Raw genomic sequence first — 23,370 nt, 5'->3', positions numbered from 1 at the left:
ATCCCACTTTCTTGCTATCGCGGCTACATGGCCACTTTGCCGGTGCCGATCAGGCCCTGACGCGTTCGCCGCTCGGAAGGACGGGTCGTCAGCGAGATCCCGTCAGCCTCGCGAACCTGGCTTCGTGATAGAGCTCGTCTCCCCACGTCTTTTCGATTTCGATCATCCGGCGCACGTAGCGGCTCAGCTCATATTCGTCGGTGATACCGATGCCGCCGTGCAGCTGGATAGCGCCCTCAAGCACGGCTCGCCCATGCCGGCAGACGAGCGCCTTTGCAGCCGAAACATCGGCCTTGCGCGCGTCCGGATCGTCATTCGCCAAGGCCGCAGCAGCCATTAGCGTCCCCGAGCGTGCCTGCTCGGTGGCAGTCACCATTTCAGCGAAGCGGTGCTGAAGCGACTGGAACGTGCCAATCGCCTTGCCGAACTGGTGGCGGGTCTGGAGGTAGCCGGCAGTCAGCGCCAACATACGGTCCATCAAGCCCAGCGCCTCGCCGCAGATCGCGACCGTGCCGTGGTCCACCGCGGATTCGAGGCTCGCAAGTCCCGACGGCGATGCGAATAGCGGCCCTTCAACCGCGGCCCCTTCCAGCACGACCCGCGCCAGCCAACCACCATCCAGGCTGCGCAGAGGAGCCACTGTCACGCCGGGTTGATCGGCAGACACCAAATAAACGTTCAGACCATCCTTGTCCGACCGGGCAGTCACGGCAAAGTGCGTTGCCATCGCACCGTCGACAACAATCTCCTTGGCGCCCGTCGCCACCAACAGACCGTTCCGATCCTCGACGCGGGTCTCGACCGACTCCAGGTTGAAGTCATGCACGGACTCGTCGCATGCGAGCGCGATCCTTACGCTTCCATCACCCATTGCCGGAAGATACTTTGCTCTCAAGGCATCGGAGGCGCTAAGCCGCAGCAGCATCGGTGCCACCACGGCAGCCGTCACGAAAGGTTCCTGCGCCAGTGAGTGGCCGAGCGCCTCGCTGACCAGCATCGCCTCGACCGCGCCTAGCTCGATGCCACCGCTGGCCTCAGCAATGACGAGGCCAGCAAGGCCAAGCTCCGCCATCTGCTCCCAACGTGCGATAACGGCCGTCGTGGCGACCTCAGCCGGTTTGGTGACCAGTCGCCTGGCGGCGGCGCTCCGCGCGAATTTCTCTACCGTCTCGACGAGTGCGCGCTGATCCTCGGAGAGGTCGAATTTCATTGTGCACCCCACCGGCTGACAGATTCGCGATAGATCAGATTTTTCTGGATTTCCGTGGTGCCGCCGACCAGCCCCGATTTGCGAAATTCAAGATAGGTGGCGCTGGTACCGTTCAGCATGTGGCCGTAGGGCGGCGTGCCCTCAGCGCGGCCATTCCGCGCCTCCTCATCGTACGTGAGGCCGACTGGCCCACCCATGTCCATGAGCAGCGTGGATAGGCGCTCCAGCAGGTCCGTGCCGCAGAGCTTGAGGATGGATGCGGAAGGTGCATTGGGGTCATCAGGCGCGGCTGCAATCACCCGCATGAGCGTCCACTCGTGCGCCCTGAGATCGATCTTGATACGGGCGATCTGCGAGCGAAATGCGTCGAGCCGAGCTGACGAAACGCCGCTTTCGGAGAGACGCTCGGCCAGCCGCTGCGCGAACTGGAGAAGCCGCTTTGACTGGCCGAGTCCCGCGATTTCCGTGCGCTCGGCATTCAGCAGAAACTTGGCGACGGTCCAGCCCTGGTTCTCGCCAAGCACGACGTTCTCGATCGGAACCGCTACATCCTCAAGGAACACCTCGTTGACGTCGTGCGCACCGTCGAGCGAATGGATCGGGCGGACAGTGATGCCCGGAGTGTCCATCTCAAGGAGCAGGAAGGTAATCCCTTCCTGCGGGCGACCGCTGTCGGAGGTGCGCACTAGGCAGAACATGTAATTCGACCAATGCGCCCAGGTCGTCCAGATCTTCTGCCCGTTGATGATGTACCGGTCTCCATCGCGCACCGCCTTGGTGCGCAGCGAAGCCAGGTCGGACCCGGACCCCGGCTCGGAATAGCCCTGGCACCACCAGTCGCGCAGGGTAGGAATGCCGGGGAGGTAGCGGCGCTTCTGCTCGTCGGTACCGAAGGTCTGGAGGACCGGGCCGATCATGTTGATATGCGGAATCTGGCGCGGCGCGCCGGCCATGAAGCACGCTTCCTCGAATAGGACGCGCTGCATCGGGGACCAGCCGGGGCCGCCGAACTCGGCTGGCCAGGCGGGTGTGGCCCAACCGCGCTCGTCAAGCAGCGCCTGCCAGCGCAGATAGTCCTCTTTCCTCAGGTGTTGGAGGTTCTCAACGCGCTCCTTGATGTCATCGGGCACCATCGGCGGGATTTCAGCGCGGATCATGTCGCGGAACGCGATGTCAGCAGGAGAGAGGTTCAGGTCCATACTTAGAACGCCTTCTCGATCGCTATCTGGCCTTCGGCAAAGACTAGCACGCCACGGGCAGGGATGCGGGCTTCGATGCGCGCGCCCGATGCCTCGTTCCAAAGCGCCAGTTCCAAGATCTCGCCGGGGAAGACCGGCGCGCTAAACCTGCCGGAAATTGCCCCGAGCCTGCGGGTGGCGGAAGTCCCCGGTGCCTCGCATAGCGCCTTCTCGGCAAAGGCGGCGCAAATGCCGTAAGTGGCCATGCCGTGCAGGATCGGCGCCGGAAAGCCTGCCTTGGTCGCGACTTCAGGAAGCATGTGCAGTGGGTTCTGGTCACCCGTAAGTGCGAACAGCTGAGCTGCCTGCGGCGAAGTCGGCACTTCGACGACGAGGTCGGGCGCGCGGTCGGGAATCGGGTTGGCCGCGGGCTTTTCGGCCGGCGGCGCGCCCACAACCTGGTCCAACCGGCAAATGACAGTCATCGACAGCGAGGCGTAGTGCGTCCCCGACTCCGCGTCATGGAGTTCGCGGGCCATGTTGAGCAGGCAGCCACGCCCCTCCCCTCTGTCGAAAATGCTCTCCACCCTCGATTGACTGCGCACCTTGCCTTCCGTCGGCAGCGGTGCATGGACCACGAGGCCCTGGCTGCCGTGCAAGAGGCCGGACAGTGTCAGGCCCAGCCCCAGGGCATGGAGACGGGGCGCTGCCAGCACCGTCGCGAGGGCGGGCAAGGTCAGCGCAGGCGGCAGCGGCCCCAGATAGCGCCGCATCCAGTCATCGGCCAGATCCATGCCGCAGCCCACGCTCAGTGCATAAAGGCAGCTGTCCAGGCTGGTGTAGGATTGCTCCATCACCACCGGCGCCATGCCCATCAATGCATCATAATCCTTCATGACATCTCACCGCTTGCAGAATTCTGGTATGCGCTGCCCTGACGCCGCGCCAATCTCGCGATGAAGCGGGCCATCACCCATTGTCACTAGCTCCTATCGGGTCGCTGGCGGCGATGACCGTTTCCCAGGCGCCTAGTTCCAGTCCAACGCGACCGACAGCCACTGCCCAGTGGCGTTGGCCGCCGAAATCCTCGCTCCAACGCCACATGTTGCGGCTGAGGCGGGCCAGCGGGTATTCCAGGGTTACCCCGATCGCCCCGTGGATCTGATGCGCCAACATCGCGCCCTTCTCCACCGCACGGCCCGCCCGCAACTTGGCGATGGCGACAGCCAACGAGCCATCCCCGTCGTCCATCCTGGCGCAGGCCATCCGCGCTGCAGCCGCAGTCGCCACCGCTTCACTGGCAAGTTGGGCCAGCATGTGCTGCACCGCCTGGAACTTCGCAAGCGGCCGGCCGAACTGGCTGCGCTCCTGTGCGTAGCGGACCGAAAGATCGAGCGCGCCCTGCAACGCTCCTGCGATCTGCACAACGCGCAGCAAGGCTCCGGCAAGGATCAGCTGATCCTCTTGCGGCGGCCTCCCGGCGATTGCACGGTCAGCGTTGCCAGCCGGGGAAGCTAGGGCAATCGCCGCGCCGCTGGCGGTGAGGACACGGGCATCGGCCGGAAGGTTGAGCCCTGGCTCGCCTCCCGCAAATCCCGAAGGCAAGCTCAGGAACACCGGTCCCTGGGCAGGTGCCTGGCCTGCCGCGCAGAGCAGGGCATTGGCAACCAGCGTATCGCCCAGCGGGGCAGGTTCACCGCATGACGCCGAATGAGCGAGCACGTCGAATAGCTCGGACCATTTCAGTTCGAAGCCGCCAACGGCTTCCGGGCACATCGCCAGTGGCAGGCCCAGTTCCTCGGCCTTGGCCCACAGCACCGGATCGCATTCCTCGGTTTCATCGCGCCGCCGGTTCTGCCCATCGGCATGGAGGCGGACGACCTGCTCGAGGAGGATATCGGAAACCGACATGGTCACCGCACTCCCAAAGAGCGGGCAGTGATGCCGCGCAGGATCTCGCGCGCGCCCCCGCGCAGCGAGAAGGTCGGAGCTGCCCGGATGGTATGTTCGATAGCCTTCCGCAAGTCCGCTGCCGGCATGTCAAACAGGCTCCTCACCGCAGGCGCCGTGCGCTGCTCGAGCTCGGCGCCGAGATCCTTGGTGATGACCGCAAGATAGGACGTATCCTCGTTGCGCTCGAGCTTGCCCGCAACCATCAACGACAAAGAGCGCAGCACCGCCGTTTCCGCGATCAGCGCGCCCAGCGTCGCCAGATCCGCGCTTTCCACTCTGGCCTCCGGTATCTCCGCGAACTTCGCAGCCGCTGCCGCGACCAGCGGGAATGCGCTGAGGAACCGCTCCGATCCGCTGCGCTCGAGCGCCAGCTCCGACGTCACCTGCGCCCAGCCCTGCCCCACGGTGCCGAGCACGCGCTCGTCGGGCACAAAGACGTCGTTGAACACGACTTCGTTGAAGTGCGATTCGCCGTTGAGATCGGCGATTGGCCTCACCTCGATGCCGGGGCAGTCCAGTTCGATCAGGAACTGGGTCAACCCGCCCTGGCGCATTTCACGCGCCGGACCCTGCGTGCGGAACAGGCCGATCATTACCTGGCAATACTGAGCGTTGGTGGTCCACAACTTGGTGCCGTTCAGACGCCAGCCTCCGGTGTCACGATCTGCGCGGGATTCGAGCGAGGCCAGGTCCGAACCGGCGTTGGGTTCGCTCATGCCGATGCAGAACGAGATGTCGCCGCTGGCGATGCCGGGCAGATAACGCTGCTGCTGCTCGGGCGTGCCGACTTTCAGAATGAGCGGGCCGCTTTGGCGATCGGCGATCCAATGGAGCCCTACCGGTGCGCCCGCCGCAAGCATTTCTTCCTGCAGGACGAAGCGCTCGAACGCACTTCGGCCGGCACCCCACGGCACGGGCCAGGTCATTCCGATCCAGCCGCGCTTGCCGACCGCCCGGCTGAATTCCCGATCGACACCCGCCCACGAATGAGCCCGGTCGAAGGTCGTCCAGTCCTGCGCATAGCCGGCCAGGAATTCCCTCACCTCCTGGCGAAGCTTCAACGCCGCAGGCGGAAGCATTGCAACGCCCTCGGTCACGCTCATAGCACGCCCTTCTCGGCGAGCTGCTTGACCGCACTCTCGTCCATCCCAAGCACTTCGTTCAGGACTTCTGCTGTGTGCTGGCCGATGACCGGTGGCCCCAACCGATATTCCGCAGGCGATTCCGAACATCTGATGGGGCTGGCAGCGACCGCGATCTCGCCTGACAGCGCATGCGGCAGCTTCACCTCGATTCCGCGCGCGATGAAATGCGGATCCCGTTCAAGATCGGCCATCCGATTGATGGGACCACAGGAAACCCCGGCGGGGTTGAGCAGGTTGATCCAGTACTCTCGGCTGTTCTGGACCAGGATTTCAGTCAGCGCCGAGGCAAGCTCGCTGCGATGCGCGACCCGCGCACCCATGCTATTGTAGTCGGGGTTTTCCATCCAGTCGGGCCGGCCCACTGCCGTTGCCAGTCGAGCGAACTCGCGGTTGTTGAAGGTGGCGATGAGCAGATAACCGTCCGCCGTCCGATAGACCCCGTAGGGCGAGGCGCTCGGGTGATCGTTGGCAGTACGCGGCATCTCGAATCGGCCGTTGAACCAGGCGGTGAAGGTGTTCGCCATTGCTGCCACCTGGGACTCGAACAGCGAGATGTCGATGTACTGCCCTTGCCCCGTCTGGTCGCGGTGGCGCAAAGCCAGCAGGATACCGATCACTGCGTCCTTGCCCGCGAGGATATCGGCGATCGGAACGCCCACCCGCATCGGCGGGCCGTCAGGTTCCCCGGTCACGCTCATCAGTCCCGACATAGCCTGCATGAGGAAGTCGTATCCGCTGCGTGTTGAATAGGGTCCGGTCTGGCCGAAGCCGCTGACCGAGCAATAGATCAATCCAGGATTCGACTGTTTCAACGACTGGTAATCGAGGCCGTATTTCGCCAGCGTATTGGGCCGAAAATTCTCCACGAAGATGTCGGCTTTTCCCGCAAGTTCGCGAAGCAAAGCGGCGCCTTCCTCGGTCTGGAAGTTAACCGCGATCGACCGCTTGTTGCGGTTCGCCGCCTGGAAATATGTCGATTCCCGCGTTTCCTTGCCGTTAAAGTCGATCAGCCAGGGCGGGCCGACGTGACGGACATCGTCACCCTCGCCGGGGCGCTCGACCTTGATGACATCAGCACCGAAGTCTCCGAGGCACTGCGTCGCCGTCGGCCCCGCGACAACCCGAGTCATGTCCAGAACTTTGATACCAGACAGTACCGACATCAGTATGCTCCTTGTCCCCTCCGTTTATGAGAAGGATTGCATGGCTGTGTAGGTGCAGTGACTTCAGCAGGAAACGCGAATTGGGCTACCGGTGGCAGTTACTACAAATCCGTTATTGCAAGGCTTCACCGGGTTGCGGTGCTGCCCAGCACGGCTGTCACCTGACTGGAGAGGAAGCCGCCATTGCCGTGCGCCACAGCGATTTCAGCGCCGTTTACCTGCCGCTCGCCAGCCGATCCGGTCAGTTGCCGATAGGCTTCGACAACGGTAAAGAGTCCGTACATGCCAGGGTGAACGCAGGCCAGACCGCCGCCGTTGGTATTTACCGGAAGGCTGCCGCCGGGACCGATTACTCCGGAGGCGACAAAGTCCCCGCCCTCCCCCTTCTTGCAGAAGCCAAGGTCTTCAAGGAACATGATCGTGTTGATCGAAAACGCATCGTACAATTGGACGACGTCGACGTCTTCGGGAGTGATGCCCGCCTGCTCGAAAGCACGCTGGCCGCTGAATTTTGCGGCAGAGGTCGTCAGATCGGGCATCTGCGCGATCTGGTAGTGGTCAGTCGCCTCGCCCAGGCCCAGCAGGTAGGCCGCCTTGCGATTTTCGACCCGGTCCTTGCGGACCATGACCACCGCGGCGGCGCCGTCGGTGACCAGGCAGCAATCCAGCACCGAAAGGGGATCGGAAACCATCCGCGCATTGAAATAGTCTTCTTGGGTGACAGGTTTGCGCAAGAAGGCTTCCGGATTCAACATTGCCCAATCGCGAGCTGATTTCACCACCGCGTACAGATGGTCGCGCGTCGTCCCGAATTCATGCATGTGGCGGCCTGCGGCAAGCGCATAGCCCCCCACAGGCAGGCGCAGGCTGTAGGGCTTTTCGTAGATGTTCGGCGCCGCCGCGCTGACCAGCCCGCCAGTACCTGTGCGCTGATTGCTGCCATAGGCTATCAGCGCCACGTCGATCTCGCCTGCAGCAAGCGCAAGCGCGGCGACGTTCATGTGCGTGAGGAAGGCCGATCCCCCGGTGCGGTTATTATTTGTCAGCTTTGGCCGGATGCCCAGATATTCGGCAAAGGTCAGACCGCTGAGAAAATCGCTCGGCTGACCGATGAAGAGACCGTCGACCTCCGAGAGGCCGATGCCGGCTTCATCAAGCGCCGCGAGGGCAGCGCGCGCGGCGAGGTCCATCGAAGTGAAGCCGGAGGCCTCGCCAATTCCGAAGGTGGCGGCGCCGACAATGGCGGCTGGCGTGCGACGATCAATCGTCATGGTCAGGAAGCTTTCCCCGGCTTGCCGCCGGCGGCTGGGACAAACACGACGGCGTGCTGGTCTTCGAACGGTACGATCTTCGCCTGCAACCGCATGCCGATGAAGACATCGGCCGGTTCGACCCCTTCGACTCGGCTCAGCATCCGCGGGCCTTCGTCCAGCTCGACGATCACCACGCCATAATCGGCATTCGGCGGTCGCACGCGAACGATCGTGGCGGCATACACAGCTCCCCCGCCCGAAGCCTCGATCCACTCAAGGTCGGTATTGCCCGTGCCCGGCTCTGCGACGCGCGGGTAGAAGAACGGCTTGCCGCTCGATCTGCTCTGCTGGAGCATGAACTTTCCCTGTGCCAGGAAGGCGAGGAATTCCTGGTCGGGTAGGATTGCGTCAATGGTTGTCATGGACAGGGTTCTCGCCTGGTTCAGGTGCTGATGTGGAAGCCGCCATTCACCGAGAGGGTCTGTCCCGTGATATAGGAGGCTGCGTCCGAAAGCAGGAAGCACACCGGAGTTGCCACCTCTTCAGGCGAGCCCCAGCGGCCCATCGGGATCTGGGCGAGGTAGGTGTCACGAAATTTTTCGCCGCGAACGGTCTCGGTCATCGGCGTCTCGACCACCCCGAACGCGACTGCGTTGACCCGGATTCCCTTGCTTGCCCACTCGCGCGCGGCCGACATGGTCAGACCGGTGATCCCCGACTTTGCGGCACCATAGTTGATCTGGCCGACGGTTCCGCGGCGACCTGCATCCGACGAGATGTTGACGATGGAGCCAGGGGCCTTTTCCCCCGCAGCCGCCTGGGCGAGCATTTTCCGGCCCACCGCCTGAAGCAACCGGAAGGGCGCAGTCAGGTTGACGTCGATCACGGCTTCCCAGGTGTCCATGTCCATCTTGTGGATCATCGCTGCACGGGAAATGCCGGCATTGTTGACGAGCCCCTCGATGCTTCCGCCCCAATCGGCAGCCTTGTCGACTGTTGCATTCACGAAGTCACCGTCAGTCACATCACCCGCTGCAGTGATGAGCCGCTCGGTCGCAGCCTCGTTGCTGAACTGGGCCAGCGCGTCCGCGTTGCGATCCATGGCAACGACCCGCCCGCCCAGCCCAAGAATGGAATTGGCAATGGCACGACCGATCCCCTGGCCCGCGCCGGTGACGACGATGGTCTTGTTCTCCAGTGTCATCGGATTGTGCATTCGCTGGCTCCCGAGAATTCAACGCCGTAGAACTACCGCCAAATGCTTTGCGAAAGACCCGTCTTTTTCGCAAAATACTTGACTACGATTTCCATGGATGGGGTGCGAACTGCCAGCAAGTCATCACTTGCCCGGCCTGAGGTTCATTCCGCTCCCCGCCCTTCGAGTGTTCGAGATTAGCGGCCCGCCGATCGCGTGACAGCCCTTTGCGCATGGCATGCGCGGATTACCACATATGCGTCACGCAGATGAATGCCGGCGCGGGCGTACTCCGCCGCTGAGAGATCCGTCCCTCGCTCGCACGCAATTCGATCTCAGCACTCGTCGCGTTCCTCGCGCGTCCTGCGAAGCCTCGAAAAGTCCACTACCCTCATCCCGATTCCCGGGCGCTCTCGAGCAGGTGATCCCGAATGAGGTCGGTCACGAATTTGACGAGCGAGTCCTTTTGCGGCGCAATGATCTCGGCCGCGCCGCCCACGCCGATGACCGTGGGAACCGGGAACATTTCGTGCGGAAGGACTACGGCGATAACCGCAGCGCCGGGGCTTATTTCGCTCTTGGCGACGTACAGATAGCCATTCTGTCTGACGAAGCTGACATCTTCCAGCAGCTGGTCGAGATGGATAAGGCTTTCATCAGGCGCCTTTTCTGCATTCACCCGCCGAACCAGTTTGCTGATCTCAGAATCGCACACGTCCCTCAACAAGGCACGTCCGCTCGTGGACCTCAGCAGCGGGCGTCGCTGCCCAGGGGTAAGATGCAGCCGAAGCGACGTTGTCGCTTGGGCTACCTGGATATATTGAGATTCAAGCTTATTGCGGATTGCAAGGTACGCGGTCTGTCCTGAAATCGCATTGACCTTGCGAACTAGCGAAGACAGCCGGTCCTCGCCGTGCAATTGGCCCATCACCCACGAACCAAGCAACCGTACCCGGCTGGTTGGAGCGAATGTGCGATCGGCATTGTTATACGACAGGTAGCCAAGCACGTTCAGGCTGCGCATGATCTCCGATGTGCTCGATTGCGGATAGTCGAGCGCGCGGGCAACCTGCGCGATGTTTGCCGGGGCCTGGTGATGATCGAAGAACTCGAGAATCTGCATGGTGCGGCCAGTGGATTTTACGACACTGTCAGGCAGCGGCTCCCATTTGGCAGGTCTTCCGGCGCCATCATGTGACGAAACTGCGCCGCCGTCCTGCCCGAATGGGGTGACTTCATCCGTTTCGCGGCCGACAGCGAGTTCGAGTCCCAACATCCATCTCCCACCATGCGTGAGCCGTCGTTAACCTGCCGCATACCGCGGCCTGGGCTCGACGATCATCCTTGGATGGGGTAACACATATGCGATAGTCAGTAAAGCACTCGTACTAGAAGGCCGAGCACGAAGAAGCCGAACCCGCCCGGCACGGGCTCGGCCTTTCCCATGATCCGTTTTCGAATCGGGCTAGTTGACCATCGCCATGCCACCGCTCACGCTAAGCGTCTGGCCGGTGATGTAGTCGGATTCCCCGCTGGCGAAGAACAGGACCGCCATGGCGACTTCCTCGGGCTCGCCGACACGGCGCATCGGGATGACCTTGGTCAGGTTCTGCTGCACCGATTCGGATTGCGCATAATAGAGCGCCGTCCGGGTCGGGCCGGGCGAAACGCAGTTCACGTTGACGCCGTAGCGCGCGAGTTCACGGGCCAGCGTCTTGGTGAAAGAGATGATGCCGCCCTTGGCACCCGAATAGACTGCTTCGCTCGGGCTGCCAATGCGTCCAGCCTCACTCGCGATGCTGACGATCTTGCCCTTGCCCTTCTCCACCATGCCGGGGGCGAAGTGGTGGCAGAGATGAACCGGGCCGGTGTAGTTGATGGCGATGACCGTATCCCAGGTTTCCGGTTGGCTGTCGAGGAAACGCTCCATCAGGTCCCAGCCAGCGCCGTTGATCAGGATATCGACTGTGCCAACGCTAGCCAGGACGCTGGCCGCGAAGGCGTTGATGCTGTCGCGATCGGTCAGGTTCACCTTGTGGAATTCCGCCTTGCCGCCGGCGCCCACGATTTCGTTGACGGTAGCTTGACCGCCCTCGTCGTTCATGTCGGCGATGACCACGTTCGCACCTTGCGCGCCCGCCATGACCGCGATTGCCTTGCCAATGCCCGAAGCAGCACCGGTCACGACCATCGACTTTCCTTCAAATCTGCCCGTCATAGTTGGACACCTTCCCTTTGTGAGCTTCAGTTCGCTAAATCTTGCAGGTCTGGTCGAAGACCGGTGCCCGCTTTTCACGATGCGAGGCGACGCCCTCCTGGACCTCAGGCCCGGTCAGCCCGAGCATCTCGTAGGCCACGGATGCATCGAACGCCGGCCCCGCCATGCGGAACCAGTTGTTGAGCGAGTTCTTGGTCCAACGGATCGCGCTCGGCGCTCCGTTCGAAAGGCGCGTGGCCACTTCCAGCGCCTTGGCGTCGAGCTCCTCGTCGTCCACCGTAAGCGAGACCAGGCCGATACGCTCCGCTTCCTCGCCAGAGATCGAATCACAGGTCAGCAGGTAGTATTTGGCCTTGGCCATGCCACAGAGCAGTGGCCAGATGATCACCGAGTGGTCGCCGGCGGCGACGCCGAGCCGGGTGTGTCCATCAATGATTCGCGCAGTCTTCGACGCGATCGAAATGTCCGAGAGCAGGCCGCAGACCAGCCCGGCGCCGACAGCCGGCCCCCGCATCGCGCTGATGATCGGCTTGGAGCAGTTGATGATGTTGTAAACGAGGTTGCGGGTTTCCTTCCAGACCTGGTTCCGGAAGTGATAGTCGGTCATGCAGCGCTCGACGATGGCGAAGTCGCCGCCAGCCGAGAACGCCTTCTTGCCGCCGCTCAGGATTACGGCCGATATTTGCTCGCTGTCGTCGATATCGCGCCAGATGGTGACGAGTTCGGCATGCATCTTGGCGCAAACCGGGGTCAGCTTTTCGGGATCGCCCATGGTGATCCGCAGCACGCGCGGCGCAGGGAAATCGAACAGGAGCTTTTCGTAGTTGTCGAGAAAGGCGGTCATCGTTCCTCCAAGATGGCTCCCATGTTTCAGGGCAACGCAATCCCATGCCGGCGCGGCATCTGCCAACGGGGCGCGGCATAGGGCTTGCGGGCTTGATAAACACCGACGCCCGCGCGTTACCATTCTTAAATCCCGAACGACTGGATATACCGCGTACGTGGCACATAGGCTGCCGATCCGGCGAGACATTGAAACTGGAAGCCGATCTTCGCAGAGGTGCAGGCTACTCGGAACTTCATTACTGGCGAGCGCAGAGGGCGCAGCCCGCCTAAGTGTCTGCCAGGCGAAGTCCCAACCGGTTCGGGGTCCGTCCAGCGCTGGACGGACCATTCAGATTGAAGGATCAATGGTCATGCCGGACGGCACTGTGCAAAGCATGCGGGTCAGTTCCGCGCCGATAGCCAGCAACGGAAGCGCCTCGCTCTGGGATTTCGGGTCGGGGGTGGCTTGCTTCGAGGTTCACACCAAGATGAACGCCCTCGACGTGGGCGCGCTCGATCTTCTCGCGGGCACGATCGAGAACGCTGAAAAGACATTCGGCGCCCTCGTCATTGGCAATGACGATCCCAAGGCGTTTTCGGCGGGTGCAGACCTCGCCTACAACCATGCCATGGTTGCGCGTGAAGATTGGGCCGCGCTGGCGACCTACTTCAAGAACGGCCAGGACCTTTACCAGAAGCTCGCCTCCGTGCCCGTCCCCGTGGTGGCCGCGGCACACGGCTTCGCACTTGGCGGCGGCTGCGAAATGATGCTCCATTCGCACGCCGTCGTCGCCCATGCCGGGCTGAGAGCGGGCTTACCCGAAATCAAGGTCGGCCTTATCCCGGCCTGGGGCGGCTGCACCCAACTGCTGCTGCGACTGGTCGAACGGCATGGACCGGAAGAAGGCCTCGCGCAGGCGCTGGCCGCGCTTCAGGCCGGCGCAATCGCCTCGTCGGCTGCAGAGGTCGAGACGATGGGATTGCTCCGCCCCGGCACCCAGGTCGTCGAGAATCGCGCCGCCCTCCTGCCGGCGGCCCTTGAAAAAGCGCGGGCGATGATGACCGAAGGCTTCACACCCCCTCCTCGCCCGCAACTGACCTATTGCGGCCAGAAAGCCTATTCGCTGCACCTCGAACGGCTTGAAGCTAATGTCGCCAGCCGATCGCTGGGCGAAGACAGCGCCGTCGTCATGCGCGAAATCATCGGCGTCCTGACCGGATATCCCGAAGTGGTCGAAAAGAGCACGCATCCGATCGCCGTTTCGCTCGCCGGAGAATTGGCGAGCGCGGCCCGGTTGATCCGAACCGATGGCGCGCGCGGGGCGATTGCAAAGCTGATCGGACATTGACCGGCGGCTGTAACGACCAGGTTCGACACCGATGATAGAAGTGCCAGACGATTAAATCAGAATCGAGAACAGAAATGACGCAACAGGACCTCAGCGCCGCCGCCGCAAGACCCCCCGCTGCCAAGATGGCTTCGCGTCCCATTTCGCTGGCGGAAGGCCTGTTCCGCGACAAGGTCGTGCTGGTTTCAGGAGGCGCTACCGGGATCGGTCGGGCGACCGTGTGGATACTGGCCCGGCTGGGGGCGAAGGCGGTCACTTGCGGCCGCTCGCAAGAAAAGCTCGACGTCCTCGTTGCCGAGCTTGCCGAATATGGCCTGTCCGTGGACGCAATTCAGACCGACATCCGTAAAGCGGACGAGGTGGCCGCGCTGTTCCAGCATGTGGAAACCCGATACGGCAGGCTGGACCTCCTGATCAACAATGCCGGTGGCCAGTTCCCCCAGCCCGCTATCGACATGAGCGCCAATGGCTTCCGCGCCGTCGTGGAAAACAACCTGTTCGGCACGTGGTCGATGATGCAGACAGCAGCCCGCTTCTGGCGCGACACCGGGGCCCCCGGCTCGATCGTCAACGTCGTGGTGGTCGTTGATCGTGGCGTTCTCGGTGCCGCGCATACCACAGCGGCACGTGCCGGGGTGATCTATCTTTCGAAGACGGTCGCGGTCGAATGGATACCGCTGAGAATTCGGGTGAATTGCGTCGCACCCGGGACAATCTTCACTGAAGGCATGGCCGGATATCCCGAGGAGGTGAAGAAAACCTACACTCGCAGCAACCCCATGCTGCGGCTGGGGGATCCTTGGGAAATTGCCGAATCCTGCCTGTTCATCGGATCGGATGCCAGCAGTTTCACCACCGGGGAAATCCTCCGCGTCGATGGTGGAGGCCAACTCTGGGGCGAACAGTGGACGCAGGGCAAGCCCGACTATTTTCGCGAATAGGTGTCCGTCCAGCCGTACCGGCGGCCACCGGCATGGTCTCGGCGAAAGCATTGCTCACCGCATATGGTGTCGATTCCCGATATGTTAGTGCATATGTTTTACCATGCGCGGTGCGGAATCGTATTTTTCAAGCAAGTGCCGGGCGCGCTGTTGCCGATCTCGTAGACTCGCCCCATCGCAATCAACACATATGCGGCAGTTGCGCCCGTTCGATCGATTGATCTGCGATTCACCTCAGTCTTGCGTGCGCGCCTGACTTGCGTACGTCCTGCCAACCTGCGTTGCTCCCTGGATGTATCGGGTTGCAGGCGGCGGCGCGTTGATCGACAGTCAATCCTGATTTCTGGATTGCCGGCGTTCAAAACCCACACTTGCGCGCGGCGCACTTAAAACGCTAATACAAATTCTAAGCGACGCGTTCTTGCAAGGATGGCAAGAGTGTGTTCAACCCTCCGCAGCCGTCAGGCGAGTACAAGGGAGAGAGGTATGACGGGCCGTCGGTTGGAAGGCAAAGTCGCGATCGTCACCGGCGCGGGCGGCGGCATGGGCCGCGGCTATGCGCTGCACCTGGCTCGTCTCGGTGCCGATATTGCCATTCTTGACAAGGACCTCGAGGTCGGCAGGCGCAACGGCGAGTATGCCGAAGGCAGCGTGGCAGATGAAGTCCGCAGTCTTGGTCAACGCGCTATCGCCGTACAGGCCGATCTCTCCAATCGGGCCGAGGCGACCGCGGCGGTCGAGCAGGCCGCCCGCGAACTGGGCCCGATCGACATTCTCGTCAACAATGCCGGCGGCTCGATCACGCCGGCGGCACGCAGCTTTGCCACGATTGTTCCCGACGAAGATATCGACCTGCTGATCAAGGCCAATTTCCTGAGCGCAGTCTACATGTGCCAGGCGGCTTTCCCCCTGATGACCAAACCGGGTGGCAGTGTCATCAATGTTGTCACTTTCGGCGTCTTCGGCAGCGATATCACGGGCCAGGGCGCCGCCTACGGCGCTGCAAAGGCGGCGCTGCATACCTACACCCGCCACCTAGCAGTCGAAGTTGGTCCTGCGGGCGTTCGCGCGAACTGCATCGCCCCCGGCCTCATTCTCACTCCGCGCATCGCCGCCGCCGCCAAGGCACGCAATCTCGGCACGGATGATCAGGCGAAGTCGGTGCCGTTGCGCCGCCTCGGCAGGGTCGACGACATGGTTGGCACGGTCGAGTTCCTGGCAAGCGACATGTCGAAATACATCACCGGTGAATGCATCTGCGTGACCGGGGGACTGGGGCTCGCCGCAATCTGACTTGAGCGATGCGGGGGTGCGTTCCAGCACTAGGACAAGAGATTAGGGCGAACAATGACTGCAGAACATGTCTTTATCGAGGTCGAACGGCGCGAAGGCTTCGCGATCGTCAGCTTCAATCGGCCGGAGCGGAAGAATGCATTGGTCCCCGAACTGCTGGCTTCGTTCGACGCGGTGATGAAGCAACTGGATGACGATCCGGACATCATGGCGGTCATCCTCACCGGCAAGGGCGAAACATTCTGCGTTGGACTCGACGTCGCGACACTTCAGGAAGTTGGGCCGGAAACCTTCCTACCCTTCAACCCGGCAAAGACGATCACCGACTGGAATGGCCCGGTCATCGCTGCAATCAACGGCCTCGCGGTTACCGGCGGGTTCGAGATCACGGTTGCTTGCGATATCATCCTTGCTTGCGAGGAAGCCGCCTTCATCGACACCCATTCCCGCGTCGGCCTGCTCCCCGGCTGGGGCCTATCGGTCCGGCTGCATCGGGCCATCGGTCTCTATCGCGCCAAGGAGCTGGAATTGACCGGCCGGCGCCTGCCCGCATCCGAAGCGGCCGAATGGGGCCTGGTCAACCGCGTCGTGCCGCGGGCCGAACTGCTCGATGCCGCTTGTGAAATGGCCCGCGCCATTGTCGCGGGCGCACCCGGCTTGCCGGGCGAGACAAAGGCGCTGATCGACGGCGTCAGCCGGCTGACCTTGGCGGAGGGTCTTGTCCTTGAACAGCAGATCGGTTTCGAGAGACAGGCCAGAAGCGGGCGCGATCTATCATTTGCCCACATGGGGAAATCCAAATGATCGCCGCAAACTGTCGCTCGGCGGGCATGCCACGGGAAGTCCAACCAGCCGAAATTGCCAAACCTTTTAGTCCAACCGCGTAATTGGAGAGTGAAAATGGATCTGGAAAAGAAATTCGTGCAAGTGGACGGCGCCCGTATCGCCTATGTGGATGTAGGCGAAGGCAAGCCGACGGTCCTGCTTCAGGGCGGCGGCCCGGGCGCGAGCGGCATCAGCAACTATCGCCGCAATGTCGACGAGCTTTCGAGGACCCGCAGGTTGATCATCCCCGACTTGCCGGGTTACGGCGACAGCGAGGACAAGCTCGGCTTCCAGGAAATCTACAAGTCCATGGGGGAATTCCTGATCCATTTCCTCGATGCGCTGGGCCTCGACAAGGTCGATTGCGTCGGCAATTCGCTGGGCGGCATGACGACCGTGGGCGCCTTGCTGCATTCCTCCCATCGCATCAACAGGGCGGTCCTCATGGGGCCGGGTGGCTTCCAGCCGGTCTTCACGCCGATGCCGACCGAAGGCATGCGCCGCATGGGCGCCGTCAATGCCAGCGACAATCCCACCCGCGAGCAGATGCGCGGTGTGATCGAACTGCTCGTGAACGACAGCTCGTTCATCACTGACGCGCTGCTCGACGAACGCGTGAAGGCCGCGTCGGACCCGAAGCGGTTCAAGCCCTTTGCCCGCCCGTTCGGGGAAATGTGGCGCGAGGACCTGGGCAGCATCAAGAATGACATCCTGGTGATGTGGGGCCTTGAGGACCGGGTCTGCCCGGTCGACATGGCGCCGGGTATCATCAAGGCCTTCCCGAACGCGTCGCTCCACCTCCTGCCCAACTGCGGTCACTGGGTGCAGTGGGAAAAGTCCGAAGATTTCAACCATTTGGTGGCGTGGTTCTTCGACCGCTAATCACACTCCAAAGGGCGGTCTGCGGCCCCGGGGAACACCCCTCGGCCGCAGACCGTAGCCTTTTCAGTACATCAAGCTAGCGCAAGGCCCGCATGGCAAGGCTTCAGCCTTGGTTGAAACTCACTCAGTCGCGCCGAGGCTACATCTAGGGGAGCGTCGGGATGCGGGTTCAGGACAAAGTGGCGCTCATAACCGGTGCCGGCGGCCCGATGGGGCGCGCCATCGCGGTTCGTTTCGCGTCCGAGGGGGCCACAGTTGTCGTCACCGACATCTCACAGAGACGGCTCGACGAGTGTGTCGGCGAGCTTGAGGCGATTCCCGGCCGGGCGGGCGATATTCTTGCCGTCCGGGCGAATGTCTTGCTTGAACAGGAGGCTGTCGCGCTCGCCCGCGACGCCGTCGAGAAGTTCGGCCGCGTCGACGTTCTAGTCAACGTCGTGGGGGGTATAGCTGGCAAGCATCCATTTTGCCGATTCCTCGAAATGGATGAAGAGCAATGGCAAGCGACGTTTTCGTTCAATCTGGATGGCACGCGCTTCCTGATCCGAGAGCTCGCCCCCGGCATGCTTTCCCGGGAATATGGGCGCATCGTGAATATTGCCTCGATAAGTTATGCCGGAGACTGGGGGCAATCGGACTATGCCGCTTCGAAAGCGGCCGTCGTCGCCCTGTCCAGGACGCTGGCGATCGAATTGGCCCCGTCGGTGACCGTAAACTGCATCACCCCTGGAGTCATCAAAACGTCTGCGACTGCGAGGATTCCGGCCGACATAGTCGAGAAAACCCGCCAGCAGAATTTGATGAAGCGCCTCGGCGAGCCGCGAGAGGTTGCTGCGGCGGCTATATTTCTCGGCAGCGACGACGCAAGCTACATAACCGGCGAAATCCTATCGGTTTCTGGCGGCATCTGGCGGGGCCTTTGACGAGAAGCCTAATTCGCTATCGTCCAGGCATCAACGTCCAGACCAGCCTCCCATTGGAACCAACAATACTCTCGCGGGCCCCGATCATCTGGGTGCGATGACTTTCCCCGGTCCGGCCCGTCGAGCGCGGCGAAGAGCGAGCCCCGAAGCGGTCAAAGAGCCCATGGCTGTGAGATCGAGGCAGAACCGGGGAGCGCACTCTAGGTAAGTTGCCGCAGCGCGTCCTTGGTGAACGGCTTCAACGCCCCGAATTCGCCGGCCTGGACTATCTCCGCCCAGTTCGGATTGGCAAGGAGTGCGCGGCCGATGGCGACGAGGTCGAATTCCTCCGCCTCCAGCCGGGCCATCAGATCATCGAGCGACCGTGTCTCCGCCACTTGAATGCTGACCCGGCTGTTATCATCGGCCATGAAGTCGCTATCCAGGCCCACATTGCCCACCGTTATGGTCGGCCTGCCGGAAATCTTCTTCACCCAGCCCGCAAGATTGAGGTCCGACCCTTCGAATTCTGGCTGGTAATAGCGCCGCGTACTGCAATCGAAGATGTCGACACCGGCTTCGACCAGCGGCTCTAGAAATGCTTCAAGCGAATGCGGATCCGTAACCAGCCGCGCCTTGTAATCCTGTTGCTTCCATTGCGACCAGCGCAGGACGATCGGAAAGTCAGGGCCTACCCGGTCACGAGTTGCGGCAACTATGTCGGCCGCAAAACGCGCGCGATTGGCGACGCTGCCACCATAACGATCTGTTCGGCGGTTGCTCTTCTCCCAGAAAAACTCGTCAATCAGATATCCATGAGCCCCATGGATCTGCACGCCGTCGCAGCCCAGGCGCTGGGCATCGGCGGCCGCTGCTGCAAACGCCTGGACGACATCGGCAATATCCTGCTCGGTCATTTCGTGGCACAGCGGTTCCAACTGCTGCGTAAGCCCCGAAGGCGTATAGGCGGGGACCGACGGGTCAGGCGAAGCACCGGGATGCCGGGCCGATCCGGTATGCCAGAGTTGCGGAATGATGGCCGCACCTTTGGCGTGGACCGCGTCGATGACCCTTTTCCATCCGGCCAGCGACTCGTGCCCGTGGAAGAACGGCACCCGCTCGTAGGCATTGGCCGCGGGATGATTGATGCAAGTACCCTCGGTTATGATCATGCCGACCGACGCGGCGCGGCGAGCGTAGTAATCGCGCACATCATCGCCGGGGACATTATTGGGGGAACGGTGACGCGTCATCGCCGGCATGACGACACGGTTGCGCAGCTTCAGCGACCCGTGTTCGAACGGTCGGAACAGGACTTGAACGTCTGTCACCAAACTTCTCCAAATCTCAACATATAAGGCCGACGACCCGAATCTCTCACGCTTCAACTCGACGGCCTTACAACCCTGGCAAGGAGCTAGGCCTCCTGAGTCTTGTCCAGAACATACCGCGCGATTACCAACTGCTGGATTTCGGCGGTGCCTTCCTCGAACCAGAAGCCACGCGCATCGCGATAGATGCGCTCGATCACGGCTTCACGCGTATAACCCCAGCCGCCATGAACCCGCAGCGACAGGTCGGTGACGCGGCCGATCATGTTCAGATTGAACAGCTTGGCAGTGGCCGCCTGGGCAGTGAAATCCTTGCCCTGCTCGCACAGCAGCGCGGCATGCGCCACCAGATGTCGGGCGGCCTCTATATCGGCCTGCATCATCGCGATGTGCGTCTGAATCTGCGGGCGGGAGGCGATCGCCTTGCCGAACGTGGTGCGGCGCTTAGAGAAGCGCACCGCCTCGTCAAGAGCGCGCTGCGCCAGGCCGACCATCGAGTTGGACAGCGAAACACGGCTGTAGTCGAGGAAGAACAGAGCGACCTCGAGGCCGTGCCCGACCTCGCCCAAGCGGTATTTGTCCGGCACCGCCATATTGTCATAGGTCAGGAACGCATGGCCGGTGCCGTGCAAGCCCATCGTATGCTGAGTCGCGTCGATGCCGAATCCAGGCGTGTCACGCGGGATCAGGAAAGCGGTCAGCGAGTCCTGCCCGCCGCGGTCATCGCTGGCTGCAACGATGAGGAACCAGTCTGCGCGGTCGGCCCAAGTGATGAGGTGCTTTTCACCACTCAGGTACCAGGTGTCGCCTTCCAAACGCGCCCTCGACTTGAGATCGCGCCCCGTGCCGCCGGTCATCTCAGTAAGCGCGAACGCCACGACCGAGTCCCCTTCGGCCATCCGCGGCAGGATCGCCTTCTGCTCGGCATTGCCGTAGTGGTGGATCGGACGCCAGATGCCATTCGTGGTGTGGACCAGCATGCGCCCGATGCCGGGACCTTCAGCAGCCGCTTCGAGATACGGCATATATTCGGTCACGCTCATCCCGTAGCCGCCGTATTCCACCGGCAGGCTCAGCTTGTAGCAGCCCATTTCGGCCGCGCGGCGGTTAAGGCGATCCGGAACGGTCTCCGTCTCCGCGACTTCCGGATAGATTTCTTCTACCTCGGTCAGGAAGAACTCGCGAAATTTGTCGAGTGGAATAGCTTGGCTCATCCGGGTAATCTCCATTTGCGATGCGCTCTCGCTTCTTAGCGGCGCAGCTGAACCCTGCCCGCGATCCCGACAGGGTTCGCAAGGCCAGATGCAAAACGCTAGTTTTGAATTCTAGGCCAAGTCAACATTGCGGGGGCACGCGCCGGCTCACCCTGCCGGATACCGTAAACGCGTTAATTCCATCGGGTCCTACCGAGCGGTCGTCCTGAGCTGATATTCTGCTAGAGTTCCCCGCATGAAAACCGAACCGAGCAATCTGCGTGTGGTCATCTCGCCCGGCCACATTGCCTTGGCAGCAACCCCGCGCGAAACCCGTGAGCCCGGCTGGGCGCGACTAAGAGTGCTGGCTTGCGGCATTTGTGGAACCGATCTCCACCTCCATCACGGCATGAAATTGCCAGTCGGCGCGGAATACCCGGTCTATCCGGGCCATGAGGTCGCGGCCGAGGTGATCGAGGCCGACCCCGGCGTCGGCCCGCAGCCCGGCACGCGCGTGGTGGTTCACCCGCTGCTTCCCTGTGGCAAATGCGAAGACTGCATGTCCGGGCGGGAGCACTATTGCGCGTTTGGCGAGATGCTCGGCGTTCACCGCCCAGGCGGCCTCGCCCAGGAAATGGTCTGGCCTTCGAACCGACTGGTGCCCGTCGACGATCTCGATCCCAATCTGGCCGCACTGCTGCCCGATGCCGTCGCCACCGCCTACCATGCCGTGCAGCGCGCCCAGCTTCCGCGCGGCGGCAAATTGGTTGTGATCGGGTCAGGCGGCGTCGGCACCAACGTCCTGCAAATCAGCCGCGCCATAGATCCTGATCTGAAGGCAATCGCCGTCGTACACAGCGAAGGAACCGCCCAGCGGATCAGGGGGCTTGGATTTCCCGTGGTTCAGGGTCTTGATGGCGCTGGGCGCGCGGTTCGGAAGGAATTCGGCGAGATCGACGCGGTGATCGATTTCAGCGGCGCCCTGGCTGCCGCCACCGAAGGCGTTCGTATGCTGAAGAAGCAGGGGCGTCTCGTCCTGGGTTCGGTCCTCGACGAAAAGGTCTCCATCGGGACCACATACACCGGTCTGATGACCCGAGAGATCGAGATCGTCGGAAGCTATTCGAACAGCCTCAGCGACCTGCAGGCCGTGACCGAATTAGTGCGCAGCGGCAAGTTGTCCCTGGATGGGCTGATCAGCCATAGCTTCCCCCTGGAGGACATCGCAAAGGCGTTCGACGTGCTGGAAAAGCGCCCGCCCGGGATGGTTCGCGTCGTCATTACCGCCTGACGCGAGATTCATCCTGCGAAGGTACGGTCGATGACGGTTCCAGAACGCCGCTACCTCTCGTACGCCGCATAGGCATGCTTGGCGATCAGCAGCTTCTGGATCTGGTTGGTGCCCTCCCAGATCTGAGTCACCTTCGCATCGCGCATCATGCGTTCGACTGGATAGTCGGCCGTGTAGCCATAGCCGCCATGGAGCTGGACGGCGTCCGTGGTCACCGACATGGCTGCATTGGTGCAGACCAGCTTGGCAATGCTCGCAAATGCGCGGGCACGGTCGTCGTTCTTGCCCGCGATGGCAACGCAGCGGTACAGCATGCTGCGCGCCGCTTCCACCTGCGCGGTCATGTCCGCTATCATGCCGCGGGTCATCTGGAATCGCGATATCGTCTGGCCGAACTGCGTGCGCTGGCTGGTATAGGAAATTGCCTCGTCCAGCGCGCCCTGAGCAATCCCGAGCGCGTGAGCCGCGATCAGCGGCCGGCTGTAAGTCAGGATCTCCATCATGATACCGTAGCCGCCGGACGGGTCCCCGACGATACGGTCAAGGGGGATCAGGCAGTCGTTGAAAATAACGTCGGCCAGCGGCGATCCGCGGGTTCCCATCTTGCGTTCGTTGCGGCCGAACTCCAGTCCCGGGTCGTCACGATGCACCATGAAGATACCGAACCCGCCCGCCGCATTGCGGGCAAGGACGGAATACCAGTCTGATTTGCCGGCATTGGAGATGAAGCGCTTTCCGCCGCGGATGCGCCAGCCAGCGGCCACCTGCTCGGCGGTCGTTTTCATTCCCGCGACGTCAGATCCCCCGCCTGGCTCGGTCAGGCAGAAGCTCGCCTGGTCGTGGCCTGCCGCAACGTCGGGCACGATCCTGCGCTGCAACTCCGGATCGCCCGCCAGCACCAGCGGCATTATCGCAACCCAGCTGGTGAGCATCAGGTGCGCCGTGCAGGCGCATACCCGTGCGATCTCTTCGACGGCCAGGACCTGGGCCATGAGATCGCCATCGGACCCGCCCAGCGCCGCCGGGAAGGGCAACCCCGGCAGGTCCAGCTTGCGCAGCGCCTGTATCGACTCAGACGGGAATCGCTCTTCAAGATCGACGACCGCCGCAAATGGCTTGATTTCCGTCTCGGCAAAGCGCCGCAGGTTGTCCCGATGCGCCTCGTAGTTGTCATCTGGCTCCATCGTGCCACTCCCTGAGATCAGCGATCGAATTCAATCCTC

Annotated in this window: 22 protein-coding genes; 7 read left to right on the top strand and 15 right to left on the bottom strand. The window is 62.3% G+C overall.

Going from position 1 to position 23,370, the window contains the following annotated elements:
* Nucleotides 1-88: 88 nt before the first annotated feature.
* The 12 genes from AC1DQK_RS08450 to AC1DQK_RS08395 all read right to left on the bottom strand — a co-directional run bounded on the left by AC1DQK_RS08450 (nucleotide 89) and on the right by AC1DQK_RS08395 (nucleotide 12,159).
* Entirely contained in the window at nucleotides 89-1,210 is a 1,122-nt protein-coding gene (locus AC1DQK_RS08450; RefSeq protein WP_477869381.1) for an acyl-CoA dehydrogenase family protein, read from the bottom strand.
* Nucleotides 1,207-2,409 (bottom strand): acyl-CoA dehydrogenase family protein, encoded by a 1,203-nt coding sequence (locus AC1DQK_RS08445; protein ID WP_477869379.1) that lies wholly within the window; start codon nucleotides 2,407-2,409, stop codon nucleotides 1,207-1,209. Before AC1DQK_RS08445 ends, AC1DQK_RS08450 begins: the two co-directional genes overlap by 4 nt.
* Before the next feature lie 2 nt (nucleotides 2,410-2,411).
* Nucleotides 2,412-3,284, bottom strand: a complete 873-nt coding sequence (locus tag AC1DQK_RS08440) for a MaoC/PaaZ C-terminal domain-containing protein (RefSeq protein WP_477869377.1) — start codon at nucleotides 3,282-3,284, stop codon at nucleotides 2,412-2,414.
* 73 nt (nucleotides 3,285-3,357) lie between these two features.
* The gene (locus AC1DQK_RS08435) at nucleotides 3,358-4,299 is read right to left on the bottom strand and encodes an acyl-CoA dehydrogenase family protein (protein ID WP_477869375.1); all 942 of its coding nucleotides are present in this window, start codon (nucleotides 4,297-4,299) and stop codon (nucleotides 3,358-3,360) included.
* A gap of 2 nt (nucleotides 4,300-4,301) precedes the next feature.
* The gene (locus tag AC1DQK_RS08430; RefSeq protein ID WP_477869373.1) at nucleotides 4,302-5,444 is read right to left on the bottom strand and encodes an acyl-CoA dehydrogenase family protein; all 1,143 of its coding nucleotides are present in this window, start codon (nucleotides 5,442-5,444) and stop codon (nucleotides 4,302-4,304) included.
* A complete protein-coding gene (locus tag AC1DQK_RS08425; RefSeq protein WP_477869371.1) occupies nucleotides 5,441-6,649 on the bottom strand; it encodes a CaiB/BaiF CoA transferase family protein in 1,209 nt (402 codons plus the stop codon). Before AC1DQK_RS08425 ends, AC1DQK_RS08430 begins: the two co-directional genes overlap by 4 nt.
* 125 nt (nucleotides 6,650-6,774) lie before the next feature.
* Nucleotides 6,775-7,920 carry an acetyl-CoA acetyltransferase gene (locus AC1DQK_RS08420; protein ID WP_477869369.1) on the bottom strand — a complete coding sequence of 382 codons (1,146 nt, stop codon included), beginning with the start codon at nucleotides 7,918-7,920 and terminating at the stop codon, nucleotides 6,775-6,777.
* A 2-nt stretch (nucleotides 7,921-7,922) separates the two neighbouring features.
* Entirely contained in the window at nucleotides 7,923-8,324 is a 402-nt protein-coding gene (locus AC1DQK_RS08415) for a Zn-ribbon domain-containing OB-fold protein (protein WP_477869367.1), read from the bottom strand.
* 20 nt (nucleotides 8,325-8,344) lie between these two features.
* On the bottom strand, nucleotides 8,345-9,118 hold the full coding sequence (locus AC1DQK_RS08410) for an SDR family NAD(P)-dependent oxidoreductase (RefSeq protein ID WP_477869365.1): 774 nt from the start codon (nucleotides 9,116-9,118) through the stop codon (nucleotides 8,345-8,347).
* 370 nt (nucleotides 9,119-9,488) lie between these two features.
* Entirely contained in the window at nucleotides 9,489-10,373 is an 885-nt protein-coding gene (locus AC1DQK_RS08405; RefSeq protein ID WP_477869363.1) for an IclR family transcriptional regulator, read from the bottom strand.
* A 189-nt stretch (nucleotides 10,374-10,562) separates the two neighbouring features.
* Nucleotides 10,563-11,315 (bottom strand): SDR family NAD(P)-dependent oxidoreductase, encoded by a 753-nt coding sequence (locus AC1DQK_RS08400; RefSeq protein WP_477869361.1) that lies wholly within the window; start codon nucleotides 11,313-11,315, stop codon nucleotides 10,563-10,565.
* A gap of 34 nt (nucleotides 11,316-11,349) precedes the next feature.
* Nucleotides 11,350-12,159, bottom strand: a complete 810-nt coding sequence (locus tag AC1DQK_RS08395; RefSeq protein ID WP_477869360.1) for an enoyl-CoA hydratase/isomerase family protein — start codon at nucleotides 12,157-12,159, stop codon at nucleotides 11,350-11,352.
* Between the two features lie 352 nt (nucleotides 12,160-12,511).
* On the opposite strand from AC1DQK_RS08395, the gene AC1DQK_RS08390 reads away from it, so the two are divergent.
* The 6 genes from AC1DQK_RS08390 (at nucleotide 12,512) to AC1DQK_RS08365 (ending at nucleotide 18,353) form a co-directional block, all read left to right on the top strand.
* A complete protein-coding gene (locus AC1DQK_RS08390; RefSeq protein WP_477869358.1) occupies nucleotides 12,512-13,489 on the top strand; it encodes an enoyl-CoA hydratase/isomerase family protein in 978 nt (325 codons plus the stop codon).
* 74 nt (nucleotides 13,490-13,563) lie between these two features.
* The gene (locus AC1DQK_RS08385; RefSeq protein ID WP_477869356.1) at nucleotides 13,564-14,430 is read left to right on the top strand and encodes an SDR family oxidoreductase; all 867 of its coding nucleotides are present in this window, start codon (nucleotides 13,564-13,566) and stop codon (nucleotides 14,428-14,430) included.
* A 486-nt stretch (nucleotides 14,431-14,916) separates the two neighbouring features.
* The gene (locus AC1DQK_RS08380) at nucleotides 14,917-15,723 is read left to right on the top strand and encodes an SDR family NAD(P)-dependent oxidoreductase (protein ID WP_477869354.1); all 807 of its coding nucleotides are present in this window, start codon (nucleotides 14,917-14,919) and stop codon (nucleotides 15,721-15,723) included.
* 54 nt (nucleotides 15,724-15,777) lie between these two features.
* Nucleotides 15,778-16,527: an enoyl-CoA hydratase-related protein gene (locus AC1DQK_RS08375; RefSeq protein ID WP_477869352.1), complete on the top strand. Its 750-nt coding sequence runs from the start codon at nucleotides 15,778-15,780 to the stop codon at nucleotides 16,525-16,527.
* A 96-nt stretch (nucleotides 16,528-16,623) separates the two neighbouring features.
* Nucleotides 16,624-17,430: an alpha/beta fold hydrolase gene (locus AC1DQK_RS08370; protein ID WP_477869350.1), complete on the top strand. Its 807-nt coding sequence runs from the start codon at nucleotides 16,624-16,626 to the stop codon at nucleotides 17,428-17,430.
* 161 nt (nucleotides 17,431-17,591) lie between these two features.
* Nucleotides 17,592-18,353 (top strand): SDR family NAD(P)-dependent oxidoreductase, encoded by a 762-nt coding sequence (locus AC1DQK_RS08365; RefSeq protein ID WP_477869348.1) that lies wholly within the window; start codon nucleotides 17,592-17,594, stop codon nucleotides 18,351-18,353.
* A gap of 200 nt (nucleotides 18,354-18,553) precedes the next feature.
* Here AC1DQK_RS08365 and AC1DQK_RS08360 read toward each other — a convergent pair whose 3' ends face one another.
* Both AC1DQK_RS08360 and AC1DQK_RS08355 read right to left on the bottom strand, forming a co-directional pair.
* Nucleotides 18,554-19,663 (bottom strand): NADH:flavin oxidoreductase, encoded by a 1,110-nt coding sequence (locus tag AC1DQK_RS08360; protein ID WP_477869884.1) that lies wholly within the window; start codon nucleotides 19,661-19,663, stop codon nucleotides 18,554-18,556.
* 86 nt (nucleotides 19,664-19,749) lie between these two features.
* Complete coding sequence (locus tag AC1DQK_RS08355; protein ID WP_477869346.1) at nucleotides 19,750-20,877, bottom strand: acyl-CoA dehydrogenase family protein; 1,128 nt, start codon at nucleotides 20,875-20,877, stop codon at nucleotides 19,750-19,752.
* 235 nt (nucleotides 20,878-21,112) lie between these two features.
* Here AC1DQK_RS08355 and AC1DQK_RS08350 point away from each other — a divergent pair, with 235 nt between their 5' ends.
* Nucleotides 21,113-22,147 (top strand): zinc-dependent alcohol dehydrogenase, encoded by a 1,035-nt coding sequence (locus AC1DQK_RS08350; protein WP_477869344.1) that lies wholly within the window; start codon nucleotides 21,113-21,115, stop codon nucleotides 22,145-22,147.
* A gap of 50 nt (nucleotides 22,148-22,197) precedes the next feature.
* Here AC1DQK_RS08350 and AC1DQK_RS08345 read toward each other — a convergent pair whose 3' ends face one another.
* Nucleotides 22,198-23,331: an acyl-CoA dehydrogenase family protein gene (locus AC1DQK_RS08345; RefSeq protein ID WP_477869342.1), complete on the bottom strand. Its 1,134-nt coding sequence runs from the start codon at nucleotides 23,329-23,331 to the stop codon at nucleotides 22,198-22,200.
* Nucleotides 23,332-23,370 lie beyond the last annotated feature (39 nt).

It is taken from the genome of Rhizorhabdus sp. P4_G5, from assembly GCF_056401065.1.
The sequence above is the reverse complement of the archived record's forward strand: the minus strand, read 5'-3'. Positions and strand labels throughout refer to the sequence as shown.